This window comes from Kangiella taiwanensis (genome assembly GCF_020005165.1).
GTDB lineage: Bacteria > Pseudomonadota > Gammaproteobacteria > Enterobacterales > Kangiellaceae > Kangiella > Kangiella taiwanensis.
Genome location: NZ_JAHCLT010000001.1, coordinates 332723 through 352077, shown reverse-complemented (window position 1 = coordinate 352077; position 19355 = coordinate 332723). Strand labels below are relative to the sequence as shown.

Genomic DNA, 19355 nt, shown 5'->3' with positions numbered 1-19355 from the left:
TTACAGTAATTAGGGCAATCCAGTGTACTTCAACCGACACAAAGGTCACAACACCAACTCTACGGCTCTATCTGGTCTGACCAATCATAACGAACTTTTTCTTATAACAAAAGCTTCCCACAAGCGTTACCAAGACGCAATGCAACGTCATGGTTTCGATCACTTATTGATTCCGGCAGGGTCAATGCACGGAATCTTCTTGGATGACATGTCTTATCCATTCAAGTCCAATTTCCATTTTAATAGTTTCGTGCCACATGATGATCTGCACGACAGCACCATCATCATCTCTGCCAAGGGTGAGCGCACCCTATGCTATTACCAACCGGTTGATTTCTGGCACAAAGTTGCTGGCGATCCTGATGGCTTCTGGGTTGAGCACTTTGATATCAAGATGATGCGCAAGAAAGATGAAGTTCGTGCCTTCATGCCATCTAGCGGCACCATCGCTTTTATTGGTGAAATGGCTTACCCATTTCTAGATGAAGACTTTGATGCCATTAACCCTGGCAACTTAATCAATGAAATCAACTGGCACCGCGCGACTAAAACCAATTATGAAATTGAGTGCTGCGCCCTAGCCAACAAACGTGCCGCCATGGGTCATATGGCTGCTCGCGATATGTTCTATAATCAAGGTTCTGAGCTTGAAATCCATTTAGCCTATTTATTGGCTAGTGGTCATCACGAAGCTCAGCTTCCGTATAACAGCATCGTGGCGCTTAATGAAAACGCCTCTATTTTGCACTACATGCATTATGATGCTGAACGACCAAGTCAGCACCGCACCTTCTTAATTGATGCCGGCGCTCGTTACAACAGCTATGACGCAGACATCACGCGTACTTATGCCTTTGATAAAGACACTGAGTTTGCTGAACTGATCAATACCATGGAACAATTACATCTGGGTATTGTTGATCGCGTCAAGCCTGGTCAGTCATACGTTGATCTGCATATCGACACTCACCTAGAAATCGCTAAGGTTTTGAATCAATACAAGATTTCTGACATGAGCCCAGAGTCGATGGTTGAAAATGGTGTCACACGAACCTTCTTCCCGCATGGCTTGGGTCATCAAATCGGCTTGCAAGTTCACGACGTAGGCGGTCATCAGTCGAATGCCGACGGCGATCCAGCACCGCCACCGCAAGAACACCCGTTCTTACGGAATACTCGACCTATCGAGCAAAACCAGATCCTAACGATTGAGCCGGGACTTTATTTCATTAAGTCACTCCTTGCTGATCTTAAAGCCAGTGAACATGGCTCCAGCATTAACTGGGATCGCATTGAAGAATTCCGTCCGTTTGGCGGTATTCGAATTGAAGATGACATTGCGGTTACCGAAACGAGCCATCGCAACCTGACTCGTGCTTATCTGAAATAGTCGCTTCGTCCGTCCTTCAATCACACATGAGTAACCCGCCTGCTGCTTACCGCGTGCCCAATCACGCGGTAAGTCACCCTTGCACTTTCGAAGAAATCATCAAAGGCAGTCGCTTTACCACCAGACTGGTATTCACACCAAGCGTAGAAGCAGCCAAGTCTTTCATCAAACAGCTGAATACCGATGAACCCGATGCTACGCATCACTGCTGGGCTTATATTATTGGTAATCCCGATAGCACCACACTGATAGCTTGCTCAGATGATGGCGAACCCAGTGGGACCGCCGGCATGCCAATGCTCAATGTTTTAAAACACTCGGGATTAGGGGATGTTACCGCAATTGTGACCCGCTATTATGGCGGTACCAAACTTGGAACCGGCGGTTTAGCACGTGCCTATAGCGGCGGTGTAAAGATGGCTTTAGAGAAAGTGAGTAGTCACTTCAAAATATACACCACTCCTGTTCAGCTTAGCACCAGCTATGAGCTGCAAAACCAAGTACGATATTTACTTGAAGAACACCAAGCACAAGATATCAATGAACACTTTACAGACAAAGTGGTTATAATGGCGAAGTTGCCAACAAAACAACTGGATTCATTTTTGGCTTCTGTAGAGGCCTATGAGAACAAACAACAATTAACCATTAAGGTAGATCATGACAGCGCTTAAACATATCCACATGACCCTAGCCATCATAACCATTTTAGGCTTTTTGCTACGTAGCATTTGGTTATTCAAACAAAGTCCCGCACTGAATAAAAAGTGGGTCAAAATCACACCACACATTATTGATACGCTACTTCTTGGCACAGGTATCGCGTTATGGGCAACGTGGTACGGCGCCGTGTTTCAGCCATGGATTATCGCTAAAATCGTCATGATCGTACTGTATATTGGTTTTGGTATCGTGACTTTTAAGACTCAGAGCAAGGGCTTACGCGCCGTAATGTTCACCCTTGCAATTGCAAGTTTTGCCACCATTCTTTATTTAGCACGCACTAAACCAATGCTTTGGTAATGAATTTAACAGTAGGTGAATCATGGTCGATCCAAAAAAGTTAGATGATATCGCAAAGAAGCTATCCGATGCTGTTCCTGAACGATTAAAAACAGCTAAAGATGAGATGTCTAAACAATTCAAGCAGGTTTTACAAACTCAACTTGGCAAGCTTGATTTAGTGTCGCGTGATGAGTTCGATACGCAGACTCAAGTTCTGTTACGCACACGCCAAAAACTTGAAGAGCTTGAAAAGAAACTTTCTGAACTAGAAAGTAAGTAAGCATTAAAAAGGGCAGTTATACTGCCCTTCCCAATATTTACCTTGTCTCAATAGCCGTTACGCTAAACACTTGTTCTTGTAGGGTTTGAGATATAGGTTCACGTGATCCTCTAGGCCCGACATAGTAACTAACTTCTGTTACCGCACGATAATCCCCTGGTGGTAAAAACACCCCTGGCTGATCTGTCAATTCTTGATTCCAATCAAAATATTTTTCTTTATATTCTCCAGCATATAAAACAAACTCTCTAATAAACGCCGCCCCCCCACAAAAAATTTTATATGATTCCCATACCATAACATCATCAGAGTTATAAACTTTTACGTTTGCAAATGGGCACTCTGCCCAAGATACTTCCTTGGTCGCCACCCCTTCGTTTTTCAATTTTAGATAGAAAACAAGCTCTTCTCTCTCTTCAAACGAGTTTGAAAGTTCTCCCATTGCAGGCTCATAGGCATCAAATCTTGTCCAATCAATTTTGCTACTATCGAATTTGCGAATCTCTAAGCTAACTTTAAGATGACTGTTTTCTTCATTATCTTTACAACCAGCGACCGTTATGGTGATTAACCCAATTAACAATAATATCCAGCTTTTCATATTATCCTCTTGTGTATATTTTTTATTTCAAACATATACTAATACAAATAGTCTATTTTAACCTTATTGTGCAGGCTCAATTATTAATGTCTGCTCTTGCTCAAGAGTAGTTGAATAGCCGTCGTCAGAACCTCTTGGACCAAGGCCAATGCTTATTTTCGTCACCGCCGTATAGTTTCCAGCCGCTAAGTGCTCTCCGGTTGGAAGAACAGCACCGTCATCTGTGTAAGCATACAGCTCTTGTCCCCAATCTAAAACCTGTGTGATTTCTTCTCCTGCATATAATACTCGATAGTCTATAACAGCTGAACAACCAATCGGACGCTGCTCGGTGTTAAATATGAGTTGATTTGTTGCGTCGTATAGTTCAACAACAGCCCAACGACAGCTCCAAGATACTTCTTCAGTACCGATTCCTTCATTTCTAAGCGTAACCACAAACGCCAATTCTTCTTGTTCTTGAAAGGTATTGCTAACCTCTCCGACTGAAGTGTCTGGGTAGCCCTCGTCCATAAATGATGAATCAAATTTTCTGATTTCCATTGAACCTTTAAGCTCGGTGTCATTATCACTTTTACATCCAGCCAGGCCTATGGTGAGTAAGCTCATTATTATGAGTATCTGTTTTTTCATATTATCCTCTTGTGTATCGTTTTTATTCGAAATGTATTCTAGTACAAACCATTTTGCATTGAAATCTCAGTATATTCTTTCGCCATTTAGCTATATTCTTTTTTCGTTGCCACTTGCCTTTTATTGTCGTTTGTATAATCTGAGTACAGGGAACATCACAAAAGTCAGACTATGCTACTTATCGGCGGTAATCCAAAGAAAGAACACATCCAGCTCAACCCTAAGATGGCCAATCGCCATGGCCTTGTTGCAGGAGCCACAGGCACCGGTAAAACGGTAACCTTACAGATTTTGGCTGAAGGCTTCTCAAAAATGGGGGTGCCAGTTTTTACCGCTGATGTTAAGGGCGATCTTTCAGGAGTTGCTACAGCCGCTGGCTCTCACCCAAAAATTGATGAGCGCATTGAAAAGATAGGCATCAAAGACTATAACCCTCATGATAACCCTGTTATTTTCTGGGACGTTTTCGGCAAACACGGCCACCCTGTCCGAACTACTATCTCTGAGATGGGTCCCATATTACTCGCTAACCTTCTTGAACTGAATGATACGCAAGAAGGCGTGTTACACATAGCTTTTGATATCGCCGACGAACAAGGCCTTTTGTTGTTAGATATCAAAGATTTACGTTCCATGCTGAATTGGCTAAGCGACAATCGAAAAGAGATTATGCGTGAATACGGCAATGTCTCGCCACAAAGTGTGGCTGCTATTGTCCGTCGTTTATTGGTTTTGGAAAACTCCGGCGGTGATCAGTTTTTTGGCGAGCCAGCCTTGAATATCCAAGACATGATGCGCACAGATACCACTGGTCGGGGCCTAATTAATATTCTTCACAGCAAAGAGTTGATGTTGAACCCTCGTATTTACTCAACCTTTTTGCTGTGGATGCTATCAGAGTTATTTGAAGAGCTAGAAGAAGTTGGCGATCCGGATAAACCTCGTTTGGTGTTCTTTTTCGACGAAGCGCACCTACTCTTCGAGAATGCCCCTAAGGCATTACTGGATAGGATTGAACAAGTCGTCCGCCTAATTCGCTCTAAAGGCGTTGGTATCTTTTTTGTCACTCAACATCCAACTGACATTCCCGATGATGTGTTGGGACAACTTGGCAACCGCATTCAACACGCACTTAGGGCCTTTACGCCAAAGGATTTCAAAGCTGTCAAAACAGCCGCTGAAACTTTTCGTCCTAATCCTGAGCTTAATGCAGAACAACTCATTACTCAACTCGGCGTTGGAGAGGCTTTAGTTTCTGTGCTCGATGAAAAAGGCCGCCCAAGCATAGTCCAACAAACCCTTATTTGTCCTCCTGAATCCCGTATTGGCCCACTAAAACCCAACGAACGTAAAGCTATTTTTAATGCCTCGCCTGTTCATGGTGTTTATGATGAGTCAATAGATCGTGAGTCTGCTTATGAAGTTCTTCTCGCTAAAGAGGAGAAACTCAAAGAACGTCAAGAAAAAGAAATGGAAGAAGCTAAACGTTTATGTGAGAAAGAAGAAAGGGCCAAAGCTGCAAGTAAAAAAGCAGCGCGTAAAACATCACGCAAGTCCAACCGCCAGGGAATTGGTGAAACGTTTCTTAAAACACTCGCTAGAACCTTAGGTTCTAATCTAGGTAAAAAACTCTTACGTGGGATTTTGGGTTCTCTTACTGGAAGTAAGTAAGCCAAATATCTTTACTGCCTAAGACGACAAAAATTTTAGATAATAAAAAAGGTGCTGTTTGCACCTTTTTTCTTGAAGGTCTTATCTTTAATCTTTGAGTAGGAAGGTTACCTTTAATACAACACGGAAACCTACAACATCACCGTTTTCGATAACGGCTTGCTGCTCTTTTACCCACGCTGCTTTTACTTGATCGAGCGTTTTATTCGCTCGTTTCACACCTTGTACTACTGCATCTTCAAAGCTTTTTTCTGATTCGACAATAATTTCAGTCACTTTTGCTACAGACATTTCACTCTCCTTTGTTATTCATCATTTGTTTTATCTCTTTTCATATTACGTATTTTTCCTGTATAAACAAGGAACTAGTGTTTAACATTTGTAAAATATTCATCGCTAAGAGGTTTTTATGTTTTCACACACAGAGAATCCGTTTCTAGTCCCTTTTGATAATTCATTCGAACTTGGTGACGTTAGTACCTCTATAACTGACCCACAAAGCAATAAACACTACAAAAAGATTTACAAAAACAACCGTAGCAAACTTTATAATCTTCAACGAAAGCTTTACGCGCACAACAAATTCTCTATTCTTTTTATCTTTCAAGCTATGGATGCTGCTGGGAAAGATAGCACTATCCGGCACGTTTTCAGCGGCGTTAACCCCGCGGGTTTTCAAGTGTCTAGTTTCAAACAACCATCTAAGCGAGAGTTGGATCACGATTATCTATGGCGCACCACACGCCAACTACCGGAGCGAGGCCGCATTGGGATTTTCAACCGAAGCTATTATGAGGAAGTTTTAGTTGTCCGCGTCCATCCTGAATATTTAGGCTCACAGCAACTGCCTTTTGATTACCAGCTCAATACAACATCGCTTAAACAAGGCGACAATCACAACCTTTGGCAACAGCGTTTCCGCTCCATTAACGATCATGAGCACCATTTGGCTTCGAACGGCATGATCATTCGTAAATTTTTCTTAAATGTGTCTAGACAAGAACAACACCGTCGATTTAAAGATCGTATCGATAATCCCAAAAAGAACTGGAAGTTCTCTCCTGGTGATCTCGTTGAAAGTGAACTTTGGGATGACTATATGAACGCTTATCAGGATTGCCTCCGCAGTACTTCGACTCCTTGGGCACCCTGGTACTGCATACCAGCAGATAACAAGCCTATTATGCGTGCTGCGGTCTCTGATATCGTCTTAAAAACACTCGATGAGCTTGATCTCGATTATCCAACTCTTGATGAGAGTGTTTATCAAAAGCTGGGCTCTTACCGCTCTCAACTTCTCGTCTAGAATCTATTCCTTCATAAAAGAAAAGGGGCCATAGAGCCCCTTTTTAACTAGCTGAGACAACTTAAATTATATATCGAGATTCGACACTGATAGGGCATTACTCTCGATAAACTCACGTCTTGGTTCAACGTGATCGCCCATTAGGGTGGTAAACAGCTGATCGGCAGCTACCGCATCCTCAATCGTGACCTGTAACATACGACGTGTCTCAGGATCCATCGTCGTTTCCCAAAGCTGTTCAGGGTTCATTTCACCCAGACCTTTATAGCGCTGTATCGACTGGCCTTTACGTGCCTCTGTCATTAACCATTCAAGTACTTCACTAAAGGTATCGACTTCTTGAATCTTCTCACCACGTTTTACAAAAGCACCCGGCTCAATCAAGCTTTCTAATTGCTCGCCTAAGGTACTGATCTTCTTGTAGTCCTCAGAAACAAAGAACTCTTTTGAGAGTAAGTACTCACTCTCAACCCCGTGATGATACATCGTTAGGTGCGGCATATAGATATTAAGCTCATTATCTTTACGTAATACGAACTCATATCGGTGAGAGCCACTAGTGCGATCTTTGTTAAGTTTTTCCTCTAAGGTATCTGTCCACTGTTTTACCTTGGACTCTTCTTTCATGTCCTCAGGCGTTAACGTCTTGTGGTAGATCATCTTATTCAACATCTCACGCGGCAAACGTCTTGCCACACGATTGATCGTTTTCTTCACCTCACGATACTCATTAACCAGTGTTTCCAAGCGATCACCCATAATCGGTGGGGCATCTTTACTAGTAAACAACTGAGTATTGGTCAACGCTAGATTTGTTAAATACGCTTCAAGGGCTTCGTCATCTTTTAAGTAGGTTTCTTGCTTACCCTTCTTAACCTTATACAGTGGCGGTTGTGCAATATAAACATAACCACGCTCGATTAACTCAGGAACCTGTCTGTAGAAGAAGGTTAGCAATAGAGTCCGAATGTGAGCACCATCGACATCAGCATCCGTCATGATAATAATGCTGTGGTAACGTGTTTTATCAGGATCGAACTCTTCACGACCAATACCGCAGCCCAATGCTGTAATTAAGGTACCAACCTCTTGCGACGACAACATTTTGTCAAAGCGCGCTTTTTCAACGTTCAGAATCTTACCTTTTAATGGCAAAATAGCTTGGTTTTTACGGTCTCTGCCCTGTTTAGCAGAACCGCCCGCAGAGTCACCCTCCACAATATACAGTTCAGAAAGTGCAGGGTCTTTTTCTTGGCAGTCTGCCAATTTACCTGGCAAACCGGCTATGTCCAACGCGCCTTTACGACGAGTCATCTCACGCGCTTTCCTAGCTGCCTCCCGGGCTCTCGCTGCATCTATCATCTTATTGATAACAGACTTCGCTTCATTAGGATTTTCCAGTAAGAAGTCCTTAAGATTCTCACCCATGGCCTGTTCTACAGCACTTTTTACTTCACTGGAAACCAGTTTATCTTTGGTTTGAGAACTAAATTTAGGATCCGGTACTTTGACAGATACCACGGCAGTTAGTCCTTCACGAGCATCATCACCCGTCGTACTAACCTTACCTTTCTTGTTATAACCTTCCGCTTCCATAAAGGAATTCAGGCCACGCGTTAGGGCTGCACGAAAGCCTGCCAAGTGAGTCCCACCATCACGCTGCGGGATGTTATTGGTAAAGCAGAAAATGCTCTCTTGGAATCCATCATTCCACTGCATTGCCACTTCTACCGTAATACCGTCTTCTTCCCGTTCAGCAGTAAAGTGGAATACATTCTCATGAACCGGGTTTTTATTGTGGTTTAAGTACTCAACAAAGGCTTGAATACCACCTTCATACTTAAAATGATCCGACTTACCACTGCGCTCATCCGTTAGTAAAATACTGACGCCAGAGTTTAGAAACGAAAGCTCTCTTAGCCGCTTAGCTAAAATGTCGTATTTAAACTCAATATTGCTGAACGTATCTGTGCTTGGTTTGAAGCGCAATTCTGTACCGGTTGTTTGTGCATCACCAACCACTTCTAATGGTTTTTCTGGTACACCCAGGTTGTAAACTTGTTCATAACGCTTACCAGCTCGACGAATGGTCAGTGTGAGCTCTTCTGATAAAGCGTTAACAACTGAAACACCAACCCCGTGCAAACCACCAGAAACCTTATAAGAATTATCGTCAAACTTACCACCTGCGTGTAAGACAGTGAGAATAACCTCAGCAGCTGACACACCCTCTTCTTCATGAATTTCAGTAGGGATACCGCGACCATCATCACGAACAGATACCGAGTTATCATCATGGATAGTCACTTTAATTTCTGAGCAGTGACCTGCTAGCGCCTCATCGATGGAGTTATCAACCACCTCAAAAACCATGTGGTGCAAGCCTGTACCGTCATCCGTGTCACCAATATACATTCCCGGACGTTTACGCACTGCATCCAGTCCCTTAAGGACTTTAATACTGGAAGAATCGTAATTGTTATTTTCCGACATAAGGTTTCCTTTTAGGTTGTTCATGCCTATTCAGTTGCTGCATTTATTTAACCTCCTCCACTTGACCATGTTCCACGTGGAACATCTTAACGTTTTTGTAGCGTTCGATCAGAGGCTTAATAGGATCTAAATGCACACAAGTTATAAAAATTTGCTGATTTGTTGGCTGTTGGGCTAACAAATCCAGTAACTGTTGTTGGTGATTAGAGTCTAACTCTGCTCCGATATCGTCTAAAAGGAACAGTGGGGACTGTAGTCCAAACTCTTGCATCACTTTTAATTGAGCTAATTTGAAGGCCGTTATTAGAAGCTTTTGTTGTCCTCTAGACAGGTAGTCTCCTGCTTTTTTTGAGTCTTTTAGTAAAAACTTAAGATCGGCTTTTTGGATACTCGACTGGGTAAAACCTAGTCGCTTATCTTTTTCAAATTGCTTTTTATACAGCACTTCGAGCCCTTCACCCTGCTTATCATTCCAACCAGGATAAAGCTCAATTTTGACTTCGGACTCGCCTAGGAACACCTGACAATAGTCCGAAAATAAAGGATTTATTTTATCACAATAAGCCTGTCTAAGTTGAGTAACTTGTTCTGATAAGTTTACTAATTGCTTGTCCCAAGCTGAAATATCGCTGTAAGGAGCTTTATTTTTTAAAAGTTGATTACGTTGTAATAGTATCTTATGACAACGCTGCCAAACAGATAGCACAGAATGTTCCACGTGGAACACTCCCCAATCGAGCTGCTTACGTCGATAGCTAGGGCCTTTTATTAAGAGATCATATTGCTCAGGAGAAAGGATCTGTACAGGAGATAATTTTGCTAGGGTCGATAAACGAGTAACGGGCTCAGAGTTGAGTTTAATGATGGTATCGCCGTTGCGCTGTCGATTGAAACCTAACTGGTGATCGATACCTGAAGAATTCAGTTTAGCAAACAAGGTGAAGTCATTGTATTGATCACCAATAACCTTACTGTGTTTACTTGTTCGAAATGAACGACCATTACCCAGCACGTATAGGGCTTCGAGAATACTACTTTTTCCAGCAGCATTTGGCCCGTAAATGATGTTGAGTTGGGGTGAGAAACTTAAAGAGGGATGCTTTAAGTTTCTTAAGTTTGTGATAGTTAACTGGTTAACGCGCATGGACGCACTAACTTATCAGCTTAGTTGCTACGTAGAATAAGGGTAACAACTAGAGTCTCATCGGCATAACGACATACATGCTTTCGCCGCCATCAACTTCTTCTATCAAGGTACTGCTATTAGCATCAATAAACGTTAACTTAACCTGCTCAGTTTTGATGGTATTCATAACATCGATCATGTAGCTAACATTAAAACCTATCTCTAGGTCTGATCCTTGATAATCAACACTAAACTCGACCTCGGCTTCTTCTTGCTCTGGGTTATTAGCATGTAACCGTACTTGGCCGTTAGATAACATAAAACGGACACCACGAAACTTTTCATTACACAGAATAGATGCGCGGGACAAAGACTCTTTTAGAACCTCTCTATCAGCAATTACAATTTTGTCACCATTTCGAGGGAGAACTTTATCGTACTCAGGGAAACGGCCATCCACTAACTTAGAAGTAAAAGAGTAATCTGAGTTAGTGATTTTAATATGATTAGAACCTAAACTGAGGGTTAATTCTTCGTCAGTATGATCAAGTAGGCGTCCAAGCTCAGAAACACCTTTACGAGGAATAATCGCATTAACACGTTCATCCAACTCGAGCTTTACGGATTCACGAGATAAAGCCAGACGGTGTCCATCTGTTGCAACAGAAGTTAAGGTATCTTCATCAAACTCAAACAGCATGCCGTTAAGGTAATAACGAACATCTTGTTGCGCCATAGCAAACTGTGTTTTCTCAATCAGTTCTTTGAGCGTGTGCTGAGAAACATTCAAAGAAGCTAAGCTGGCGGTTTCTTCTAGATTAGGAAATTCATTGGCGGGCATGGTCGACAAATTAAAGCGACTACCGGGGGTTGAAACGCGTAAACGATTCTCGCCCATTTCTAATTTAACGTTTTCACCATCACCAAGGCTTTTGATAATATCCAGCAATTTTCGTGCTGGAACAGTGATTTCTCCAGGCTCGAACTCACCTTCCAACTCGACTTGAGCTTTCAACTCAATTTCTAAATCTGTCGCAGTTAGTGAGAGCTTACTATCATCAACAACCATTAAAACGTTAGACAAAATTGGTAACGTTTGTCTTTTTTCAACAGCACCACTTACAAGCTGCAGCGGTGATAACAGTTGATCTCGAGTCATGGTAAAACGCATATGAATACCCTTATGAAACCCAATATAAAAATTTTATGTTGATAGTGTCCTTAATAGATTAGAGTAATCTTCCTCTATATCAACACTTTCGTTTTTTAATTCGTCAATTTTTCTACAAGCGTGCAACACCGTGGTATGGTCACGCCCACCAAAAGCATCGCCAATCTCAGGTAAGCTATGATTGGTCAGTTTTTTTGCAAGTGTCATCGCCATTTGGCGAGGACGCGTAATCGAGCGACTTCGCCTCTTTGATAATAGATCAGAAACTTTGATCTTGTAATAGGTGGCGACTGTTTTTTGTATGTTATCTATAGAAATGAGCTTATCTTGTGCTGCTATTAAGTCTTTTAACGCATCTTTAACGAAATCTAAAGTGATAGCTCGTCCAGTAAATTGTGCATTTGCTATGACACGCTTAAGAGCCCCTTCTAACTCACGAACATTTGAACGGATACGCTTAGCGATAAAAAACGCCACTTCGTGAGGTAACTCAATATTAGACTGACTGGCCTTGCTCATCAAAATAGCGACACGGGTTTCAAGATCAGGTGGTTCGATAGCTACTGTTAAGCCCCAGCCAAAGCGAGACTTTAAACGTTCTTCCAAACCTTCAATTTCTTTTGGGTATCGATCACAGGTAATAATGACCTGCTTATTTTTTTCGATAAGATTATTAAAAGTGTGGAAAAACTCTTCCTGAGTACGGCCCTTATTAGCAAAAAATTGTATATCATCTATTAATAGAGCATCGACAGAGCGATAGTAATTCTTAAAAGCATCCATACTATTACTTTGTAACGCTTTAACCATATTAGCCATAAAACGCTCAGAATGAAGATAGACAATCTTGGAGTCAGGTTTATCTTTTAAAATTAAGTTTCCCACCGAATGCATCAAGTGCGTTTTACCTAAGCCGACTCCGCCGTAAATAAGTAAAGGGTTGTAAGAGACCCCTGGATTTTCGGCAACCTGCTCCGCTGCAGCGCGAGCGAGTTGATTTGACTTACCTTCAACAAAGTTATTAAAAGTAAACTTTGCATTAAGATTGTTTTGCGGGAAGCTTGAGTTAGCAGAGTGATTAGGGCGTCCAATATGAGAAGGAGCCTGAATAGATGATGCTTGAGAAGAGCCGCCACTTGCTGGTGATTTTGCAGAAGCCACCGCATTAGGCTGAGTATGTTCAGCGTGACCAACATGTAGTGATATGTGTACCGGCTGGCTATTGTCTTTACTACTTACAAACTCCGTGATCCGATCAAGATACTGCTGACGGATCCAATCAACAAAAAAAGGGTTAGGCGCAAAAAGAGCCATTTCTTTATCTGTTTCTTTCACTTGGAGTGGTTTTATCCAAGTATTGAACTCTGTAACTGACAGTTCTGATTGAAGTCGTTGCAGGCAGTTGTGCCAAACGCTGCTAGACATATCCGCGTGTTCCCAAGTCCATGACTATTATTAATGTTGTTTTATCTGAGAATAACTGGCTAACGTCATTTACGTATGTGTGCCAAGGTTTCTCGACCTGAGGGCTAGTGTAGATCCATCGTTATAAAATATCCACAGTTTTAAATAAAAAAACCGAAAAAAGTGTGAATAAGAAGAAATTAATCAACCGGGGATCATTTGCACAAAATACAAACAAAACACTCTAAAAAGGATAAGCTGTGACTAAATAAGGTATAAAAAAACGTTAAAACTGTGTAAAAGCATGAAAAAGGAAGGAAAACAACAGTTATCCATTTTTTAACCTCATGCTTAAAGACAACTTAAACACTGGTTTATCATTCCTATAACTTATTGTTTGGAAATAAAATAAAAGAGTTATAAACAGCTTTCTGGTTTAGTAATAATAATAATAAGATCTTTAAATACTTATTTATAATTATTACAAGACAAGTATTTCAAAAAGACGATTATGTATTGACTTAATATTTAAAATCCGCAATATTTAATATCAAGTAGACCAAACATAGTGAAAACAATGACTTTAGCAGGGAATGATTTAAATTAACTATATTGGAGTTATCCACAGTTATGGAAAAGGTTTCAGCTATAAATACAATATATAGTGATAAATATATTGCTCTAACACTAGATGGAAGGTTTGATAAAAAAGAGCTCTAGCCCTTAAAAAATAAGGGATTGAGCATTGCAATCACATAGCAATTCCTATAAAATTCCGCGTCCTTGTAGTTATTGTCACGAAGTTTTCGTATTAAGCAGTATTTTTCTGAATAATATTGAGCAAGTGATGTATTTAAATCTTGATGGGTTAAGCAGATGAAAAGAACATTTCAACCAAGCGTCATTAAGCGCAAACGTACTCACGGTTTCCGTGCTCGTATGGCGACTAAAAATGGTCGTAAAATTTTAGCTAACCGCCGCGCAAAAGGCCGTAAGCGTTTAAGCGCTTAATTGCGGTAGCAAAATATTGAATTCTTTGATGTGAGCAATAAGGCGGTATCTGAGAAAGCCTCCGTTTTTGGTTTTCCACGGGAACGTCGATTGCTCACAGCAGAGGACTATAAAACTGTCTTTAGCAACCCAGTCAAACTGGTTTGCCCTCCTTTCACACTTCTAGCCACACCAAATAATCTAGGTCATCCTCGATTAGGTTTAATTGTCGCTAAAAAAAATGTTAAATCAGCGGTTAAGCGTAATCGACTAAAGCGGCTCTGTAGACAATCTTTCCGCTTGAATCAACCGGGCCTTCCCGCTGTTGATATCGTTTTATTAGCGCGTCGTGGTAGTAGTGATATGACGAATGAGGTATTATTCGAGCACCTCAATCGACTTTGGTCGCGAGTAAAGAAAAAATGCAGTGGTTGTTAATAAAGTTAGTGCGGTTATACCAATTGACTCTAAGTCCGTTGATTGGCAACCAATGTCGTTTTGCACCAACGTGTTCCAACTATTCAATTGAAGCATTAGAACAACATGGAGTCCTACGCGGTAGCTGGCTCACCATGAAACGAATTGGCCGATGCCACCCAGGTTGTGAGGGTGGTCATGATCCAGTTCCAACACATCATTCGATCCAACAGACAAAAGCTGTAAAAGAGTAAGACTATGGAATCAATGCGCGGATTTTTTATTCTGGGGCTAGCGGTATGTACTTTTCTGTTATACCAAGCATGGCAAAAAGATTATGGCCCTAAACCTGCTCAACAAGAAGCTGTTGAGCAAAGTAGTGTTGCAGTAGCCAGTGATGAGAAAGTCATCTCTGGTGACTCATTAATCAGTGTCGAAACAGATTTGGTGCACTACAAAATTCAGCCAAACGGCGGTGATGTCGTATATGCAGAGCTAAAAAACTACAACGTTGAGCTAGATAAAACGGATAACAAAGTGGTCTTGTTCGATTATCGCGACCGCATGTATCAAGCGAAAAGTGCTCTGTTGGGACAGGGAGCTCCGGATAACCAATTACCAAGAGCGACGTTCAGTTCAACGCAGCAATCGTATGTTTTAGCTGAGGGACAAGAAGAGTTAAAGGTGCCATTGAGTTGGATTAACAACAGTGGTGTTACTTTCACTAAAGTCTTTACCTTCAAGCGTGGTCAGTACTTGATCAATATGGAATATCAGATCAATAACCAGTCCGCCAACGACAGAACCTATAACTTTGTTGCTGAACTTGCACGTGACCAAAAACCAACAGGTCTGGAAGAAAAGTCTTCTTTTGGTATGAAGCCGTTTATGGGCGTAGCCTATTCACCTGAAGAACAGCAATATGAAAAGGTCGATTTTGAAGAGTTGGAAGAAGAGCCTATCAAAACATCGCGTCAAGGCGGTTGGGTAGGCTTCTTGCAACACTACTTCATTTCAGCGTGGATTCCACCGCAAGAACAACAAATTAATATCACCAGCTCTGTTAAACAAAATAAAGATACGACGATTCGTTTTGTTCAACCGACGATTTCAGTCCCTGCGGGTCAAGAAAAAGTCGTCAATGCAGATTTATACGTTGGCCCTAAAGACCTAGAGCAACTAGAAGCTGCGGCGCCAGGCCTAGATAAATCACTCGATTTAAGTTGGGTGTGGTGGATTGGTTTGCCATTGTACAAAATGATGCAGTTCTTCTTCGGGTTATTAGGAAACTGGGGCTTGGCGATTATTTTAGTAACCATCGTCATCAAAACATTGTTATATCCGTTATCTGCTGCGCAGTACCGCTCTATGGCTAATATGCGCAAGTTACAGCCAAAAATGCAGCGTTTGAAAGAGCGTTATGGCGATGATAAGCAACGCATGCAGCAAGAAATGATGAAGATGTACAAAGAGGAAGGCGCAAACCCATTCGGTGGTTGTTTACCGATGTTATTGCAGTTCCCAATTTTCATCGCATTGTATTATGTACTGTTCGAAGCGGTAGAATTGCGTCACGCGCCGTTCTTCGGTTGGATCCAGGATTTGTCGGTAGCTGATCCTTACTTTGTCTTACCGTTATTGATGGGCGGAAGTATGTGGTTGATGCAACGACTTCAGCCTAAGTCGCCAACCATGGATCAAATGCAGCAGAAGATCATGAGCTATCTACCGATTGTATTTACGGTGTTCATGTTGTTCTTCCCTGCAGGTTTGGTTTTATACTGGCTATGTAACAATTTAATCTCTGTTGCTCAGCAACAATATGTCACTAAAAAAGTTGAAAATGCTCCTGATAAGCCGAAAAAGGCTATCAAGAAAAAGTAGCATTTATATTAGGATTCGATAGTGTCAGCCAATAATACGCAAGACACGATAGCAGCGATTGCAACGCCTCCCGGTCGTGGAGGCGTTGGTATTATTAGGGTTTCAGGCAAGCTTGCCGAAACGGTTGCACAAAAAATCCTAAAACGATCACTCTCAGTTCGAGAGGCCACCTACCTCCCCTTCTATGATCATAATCAAACAGTGTTAGACGAAGGGATCGCGATATTATTCAAAGGGCCTAACTCCTTTACAGGCGAAGATGTTCTTGAGTTACAAGGCCACGGTGGGCCAATAATTCTCGACCTTTTACTGAAAGAAATCCTATCACTTGGGGTGCGTTTAGCGCGTCCTGGTGAGTTTTCAGAAAGAGCATTTCTCAACGACAAACTCGATTTAGCACAAGCCGAAGCGATTGCAGATTTAATTGAATCGACCTCGGAGCATGCTGCGCGCTCAGCTGTCAGATCCTTGCAGGGTGAGTTTTCTCAAAAAGTGCACGAGTTAGTTGAAGCGCTGATTCATTTACGAATTTACGTCGAGGCTGCCATCGATTTTCCTGAAGAAGAGATTGATTTTTTATCCGATGGAAAAGTGCTCGGCGATCTGGACAACATCATTGGTGATATAAAGCGTTTACAGAGTCAGGCACAACAGGGTTCGATTTTGCGCGAAGGCATGACGGTGGTTATTGCTGGGAAGCCTAACGCCGGTAAATCTAGCCTACTCAATGCCCTAGCAGGAAAGGACTCGGCGATTGTGACTGATATTCCAGGTACAACTCGCGATGTTCTGCGTGAGCACATCCATATAGATGGGTTGCCGGTTCATATCATTGATACTGCGGGATTACGTGAGTCGGATGATAAAGTGGAACAGATCGGGATTGAACGTGCTTGGAAAGAAATCGAACAAGCGGATCAAATTATATTGGTGGCTGACTCAAACGAGGTCTCAGAGTTTACACCGCATGCTATTGATTCTGCGTTTGAACGGTTTGAACCTTTTAAAGAGAAGTTATTAATCGTTGCCAACAAAATTGATGTCTCTCAGCTCGATAATCAGTCGATAGACTCAGAGTACAAAACCATCGCGATTAGTGCCAAAGACGGAACAGGCATCGATGAACTGAAAGCTGAGTTAAAACAAATTGTCGGCTATCAGCAAAACACCGAAGGTGCTTTCCTCGCCCGCCGTCGTCATCTGGATGCGATTGAGCGTGCCCTGTCCTTCTGCTACTTAGGTAAAGAACAGCTGGTGGAGTTTAATGCGGGAGAATTACTGGCGGATGAACTGCGCCAAGCCCAAAACTCACTATCAGAAATCACTGGTGAGTTTAGTGCCGATGACTTGCTGGGACGAATCTTTAGTAGTTTTTGTATTGGTAAGTAACTTGTTGTAAACAATGAAGCGAATCTTAAATATTGTACCTAATGAAAATTGGCAGCTCATTATCGAGTTCATTGGCAGCGAATACCGGTTACTCAATACATATTTACCTCGTGATGAGTTTAATTGGGGAGATCTTGCATACCCGCAACACATGAAGCGCTATGTTTTCACACCAGAAAAAATTATTTGGGAATTTGGCGGTGAGTTAAATGCTGAATACCTGTACGAAAAATCGGTAAAGGTTGATAAAAAAGATTTAGAAAGTGAGTACTTGCGACTTGGCTATAAAAATCAGGCGCCGACTAAAGAAGACAAGAGGCACCATGTATACTACGTCTACTTGCGGCCATTTACAAAGCAGTTGTTTAGTTTGGGTGAGTCAATAGGCGGCGGTCATGCAGAAAGAGGTGGTGGTAGAGCTTATTCTTATGAAGAGCTGCTGCTAGATAGTCAATGGCAACAGCATTTTGAATTATCAGGCTGCAGTTGGGCAATTCCCATTATAAAAAGACAGGGGGATAGGAGTTCTGTCATGGCCGATCTCATTGATGAGGCTCGTTACAGAAACGGACTTTGAGTATAACTGGAACTTAAAGTCAGTAGAGTGTCGTTAAATAGAGCCTCTAAAAGTATCACAAGCCCCAAAGCTTCCTGTATTAGCACCACGATTAAACCAGTCCATACGTTCTTTTGAGGAGCCGTGTGTAAAGTTTTCACGACGAGGCGGTACGCCAGCTCGTTTCATAAGAGTATCGTCACCAACAGCTTCTGCCGCTGATAAAGCTTCTTCTAAGTCACCTGACTCTAAGAATTGAGTTCGTTGTTGGGTTTGGTTGGCCCAAACGCCAGCGAGGCAGTCCGCCTGAAGTTCCATTTTTACCTGAAGCGCATTCTGTCCTGCTTTGTTGGTTTGGCTTTGCGCAGTTCGAACTTTTTTAGAGATACCTGTGACGGTTTGAATGTGGTGACCGACTTCATGAGCAAGAACATAGGCTACGGCAAAATCACCGCTAGCGCCCATGCGCTTTAACTCGCCAAGAAAACTTAAATCCAAATAAATCTTTTGATCGGCTGGGCAATAAAAAGGACCTGACGCAGCTTGACCGGTACCACAAGCTGTGGGGGTCATGTCGCGGTAAATAACTAAAGTGGGTTGAGGGTACTTCGAATTAGATTGGCGAAAAATCTGGGTCCAAGTATCTTCCGTATCGGCTAACACAACGCTTACAAAGTCATAAACATCTTGCTCTTCGGCGCTAGGCTGGTAATTGGCCCGCTCGGTTGATGTGCTAGAGGATTGGCCACCGACCATACCAGATACGACTTGCATCGGATCTTGTTTAAACACAAAAATTGCAATTAAAGCCATAATAATGCCACCAATACTGAGCTTGGCGCCTGACTTCATGCGTTGACCACGACGATCATCAATATTGCGGCTCCGCCTACGGTTTCTCCACTTCATTGTGGTGTCCTCTGGATATGGTAGTGATATAGGTTATAGAAAGAATAATCTAAGGTTTGAGTGAAAGGCAAGTTTGAGGGAAGGGATTTGTAAAAAGATAACAAAGTGGATCTGATGATCCACTTTGTCT

Annotated in this window: 20 protein-coding genes; 12 read left to right on the top strand and 8 right to left on the bottom strand. The window is 42.1% G+C overall.

What is annotated here, in order from left to right; translation table 11 throughout:
- Window positions 1-22 precede the first annotated feature (22 nt).
- Genes pepQ through ubiK form a run of 4 tightly spaced genes read left to right on the top strand, consistent with a single transcriptional unit; the run spans window position 23 to window position 2675 of the window.
- Window positions 23-1390, top strand: coding sequence for a Xaa-Pro dipeptidase (gene pepQ, locus KFK88_RS01705; RefSeq protein ID WP_223576926.1), 1368 nt, complete (start codon window positions 23-25; stop codon window positions 1388-1390).
- Window positions 1391-1416: 26 nt separating this feature from the next.
- Entirely contained in the window at window positions 1417-2064 is a 648-nt protein-coding gene (locus KFK88_RS01700) for a YigZ family protein (RefSeq protein ID WP_223576925.1), read from the top strand.
- Complete coding sequence (locus KFK88_RS01695; RefSeq protein WP_223576924.1) at window positions 2051-2413, top strand: SirB2 family protein; 363 nt, start codon at window positions 2051-2053, stop codon at window positions 2411-2413. Before KFK88_RS01700 ends, KFK88_RS01695 begins: the two co-directional genes overlap by 14 nt.
- 22 nt (window positions 2414-2435) lie before the next feature.
- Window positions 2436-2675, top strand: a complete 240-nt coding sequence (gene ubiK, locus KFK88_RS01690) for a ubiquinone biosynthesis accessory factor UbiK (protein WP_223576923.1) — start codon at window positions 2436-2438, stop codon at window positions 2673-2675.
- 37 nt (window positions 2676-2712) lie between these two features.
- Here ubiK and KFK88_RS01685 read toward each other — a convergent pair whose 3' ends face one another.
- Together KFK88_RS01685 and KFK88_RS01680 are read right to left on the bottom strand one after the other, a co-directional pair.
- Window positions 2713-3276, bottom strand: coding sequence for a hypothetical protein (locus KFK88_RS01685; RefSeq protein WP_223576922.1), 564 nt, complete (start codon window positions 3274-3276; stop codon window positions 2713-2715).
- Between the two features lie 63 nt (window positions 3277-3339).
- Complete coding sequence (locus tag KFK88_RS01680; protein ID WP_223576921.1) at window positions 3340-3885, bottom strand: hypothetical protein; 546 nt, start codon at window positions 3883-3885, stop codon at window positions 3340-3342.
- A gap of 195 nt (window positions 3886-4080) precedes the next feature.
- Between KFK88_RS01680 and KFK88_RS01675 the strand changes: the two genes are divergently transcribed.
- Window positions 4081-5580 (top strand): helicase HerA-like domain-containing protein, encoded by a 1500-nt coding sequence (locus tag KFK88_RS01675; RefSeq protein WP_223576920.1) that lies wholly within the window; start codon window positions 4081-4083, stop codon window positions 5578-5580.
- 87 nt (window positions 5581-5667) lie between these two features.
- On the opposite strand, the gene KFK88_RS01670 is transcribed toward KFK88_RS01675, so the two are convergent.
- Window positions 5668-5871: a dodecin family protein gene (locus KFK88_RS01670; protein WP_046560247.1), complete on the bottom strand. Its 204-nt coding sequence runs from the start codon at window positions 5869-5871 to the stop codon at window positions 5668-5670.
- A gap of 118 nt (window positions 5872-5989) precedes the next feature.
- On the opposite strand from KFK88_RS01670, the gene KFK88_RS01665 reads away from it, so the two are divergent.
- Window positions 5990-6886, top strand: coding sequence for a PPK2 family polyphosphate kinase (locus KFK88_RS01665; RefSeq protein WP_223576919.1), 897 nt, complete (start codon window positions 5990-5992; stop codon window positions 6884-6886).
- Between the two features lie 66 nt (window positions 6887-6952).
- Here the strand turns inward: KFK88_RS01665 and gyrB are convergent, their stop codons facing one another.
- The 4 genes from gyrB to dnaA are packed head-to-tail and all read right to left on the bottom strand — an operon-like array spanning window position 6953 to window position 13101.
- Window positions 6953-9379: a DNA topoisomerase (ATP-hydrolyzing) subunit B gene (gene gyrB, locus KFK88_RS01660; RefSeq protein ID WP_223576918.1), complete on the bottom strand. Its 2427-nt coding sequence runs from the start codon at window positions 9377-9379 to the stop codon at window positions 6953-6955.
- 43 nt (window positions 9380-9422) lie between these two features.
- A complete protein-coding gene (recF, locus tag KFK88_RS01655) occupies window positions 9423-10523 on the bottom strand; it encodes a DNA replication/repair protein RecF (protein WP_223576917.1) in 1101 nt (366 codons plus the stop codon).
- A 49-nt stretch (window positions 10524-10572) separates the two neighbouring features.
- Window positions 10573-11676 carry a DNA polymerase III subunit beta gene (gene dnaN, locus KFK88_RS01650; RefSeq protein ID WP_223576916.1) on the bottom strand — a complete coding sequence of 368 codons (1104 nt, stop codon included), beginning with the start codon at window positions 11674-11676 and terminating at the stop codon, window positions 10573-10575.
- Between the two features lie 33 nt (window positions 11677-11709).
- Window positions 11710-13101, bottom strand: coding sequence for a chromosomal replication initiator protein DnaA (gene dnaA / locus KFK88_RS01645; RefSeq protein WP_223576915.1), 1392 nt, complete (start codon window positions 13099-13101; stop codon window positions 11710-11712).
- 855 nt (window positions 13102-13956) lie between these two features.
- On the opposite strand from dnaA, the gene rpmH reads away from it, so the two are divergent.
- The 6 genes from rpmH to KFK88_RS01615 are packed head-to-tail and all read left to right on the top strand — an operon-like array spanning window position 13957 to window position 18337.
- Window positions 13957-14091: a 50S ribosomal protein L34 gene (rpmH, locus tag KFK88_RS01640; protein ID WP_110200198.1), complete on the top strand. Its 135-nt coding sequence runs from the start codon at window positions 13957-13959 to the stop codon at window positions 14089-14091.
- A gap of 30 nt (window positions 14092-14121) precedes the next feature.
- On the top strand, window positions 14122-14508 hold the full coding sequence (gene rnpA, locus KFK88_RS11990; protein ID WP_223576914.1) for a ribonuclease P protein component: 387 nt from the start codon (window positions 14122-14124) through the stop codon (window positions 14506-14508).
- Entirely contained in the window at window positions 14493-14741 is a 249-nt protein-coding gene (gene yidD, locus KFK88_RS01630; RefSeq protein ID WP_223576913.1) for a membrane protein insertion efficiency factor YidD, read from the top strand. Before rnpA ends, yidD begins: the two co-directional genes overlap by 16 nt.
- A 4-nt stretch (window positions 14742-14745) precedes the next feature.
- Entirely contained in the window at window positions 14746-16371 is a 1626-nt protein-coding gene (gene yidC, locus KFK88_RS01625; protein WP_223576912.1) for a membrane protein insertase YidC, read from the top strand.
- 21 nt (window positions 16372-16392) lie between these two features.
- A complete protein-coding gene (gene mnmE, locus KFK88_RS01620) occupies window positions 16393-17760 on the top strand; it encodes a tRNA uridine-5-carboxymethylaminomethyl(34) synthesis GTPase MnmE (protein ID WP_317851535.1) in 1368 nt (455 codons plus the stop codon).
- A 13-nt stretch (window positions 17761-17773) separates the two neighbouring features.
- A complete protein-coding gene (locus tag KFK88_RS01615; RefSeq protein WP_223576911.1) occupies window positions 17774-18337 on the top strand; it encodes a hypothetical protein in 564 nt (187 codons plus the stop codon).
- A 33-nt stretch (window positions 18338-18370) separates the two neighbouring features.
- Here the strand turns inward: KFK88_RS01615 and ypfJ are convergent, their stop codons facing one another.
- Window positions 18371-19225: a KPN_02809 family neutral zinc metallopeptidase gene (gene ypfJ, locus KFK88_RS01610; protein WP_223576910.1), complete on the bottom strand. Its 855-nt coding sequence runs from the start codon at window positions 19223-19225 to the stop codon at window positions 18371-18373.
- Window positions 19226-19355 lie beyond the last annotated feature (130 nt).

Coding starts and splice junctions, on each gene's coding strand:
- KFK88_RS01700 (WP_223576925.1), top strand. CDS start 1,417: ATGAGTAACCCGCCTGCTGCTTACCGCGTGCCCAATCACGCGGTAAGT.
- KFK88_RS01695 (WP_223576924.1), top strand. CDS start 2,051: ATGACAGCGCTTAAACATATCCACATGACCCTAGCCATCATAACCATT.
- ubiK (WP_223576923.1), top strand. CDS start 2,436: ATGGTCGATCCAAAAAAGTTAGATGATATCGCAAAGAAGCTATCCGAT.
- KFK88_RS01685 (WP_223576922.1), bottom strand. CDS start 3,276: ATGAAAAGCTGGATATTATTGTTAATTGGGTTAATCACCATAACGGTC.
- KFK88_RS01680 (WP_223576921.1), bottom strand. CDS start 3,885: ATGAGCTTACTCACCATAGGCCTGGCTGGATGTAAAAGTGATAATGAC.
- KFK88_RS01675 (WP_223576920.1), top strand. CDS start 4,081: ATGCTACTTATCGGCGGTAATCCAAAGAAAGAACACATCCAGCTCAAC.
- KFK88_RS01670 (WP_046560247.1), bottom strand. CDS start 5,871: ATGTCTGTAGCAAAAGTGACTGAAATTATTGTCGAATCAGAAAAAAGC.
- KFK88_RS01665 (WP_223576919.1), top strand. CDS start 5,990: ATGTTTTCACACACAGAGAATCCGTTTCTAGTCCCTTTTGATAATTCA.
- gyrB (WP_223576918.1), bottom strand. CDS start 9,379: ATGTCGGAAAATAACAATTACGATTCTTCCAGTATTAAAGTCCTTAAG.
- recF (WP_223576917.1), bottom strand. CDS start 10,523: ATGCGCGTTAACCAGTTAACTATCACAAACTTAAGAAACTTAAAGCAT.
- dnaN (WP_223576916.1), bottom strand. CDS start 11,676: ATGCGTTTTACCATGACTCGAGATCAACTGTTATCACCGCTGCAGCTT.
- dnaA (WP_223576915.1), bottom strand. CDS start 13,101: ATGTCTAGCAGCGTTTGGCACAACTGCCTGCAACGACTTCAATCAGAA.
- rpmH (WP_110200198.1), top strand. CDS start 13,957: ATGAAAAGAACATTTCAACCAAGCGTCATTAAGCGCAAACGTACTCAC.
- yidD (WP_223576913.1), top strand. CDS start 14,493: ATGCAGTGGTTGTTAATAAAGTTAGTGCGGTTATACCAATTGACTCTA.
- yidC (WP_223576912.1), top strand. CDS start 14,746: ATGGAATCAATGCGCGGATTTTTTATTCTGGGGCTAGCGGTATGTACT.
- KFK88_RS01615 (WP_223576911.1), top strand. CDS start 17,774: ATGAAGCGAATCTTAAATATTGTACCTAATGAAAATTGGCAGCTCATT.
- ypfJ (WP_223576910.1), bottom strand. CDS start 19,225: ATGAAGTGGAGAAACCGTAGGCGGAGCCGCAATATTGATGATCGTCGT.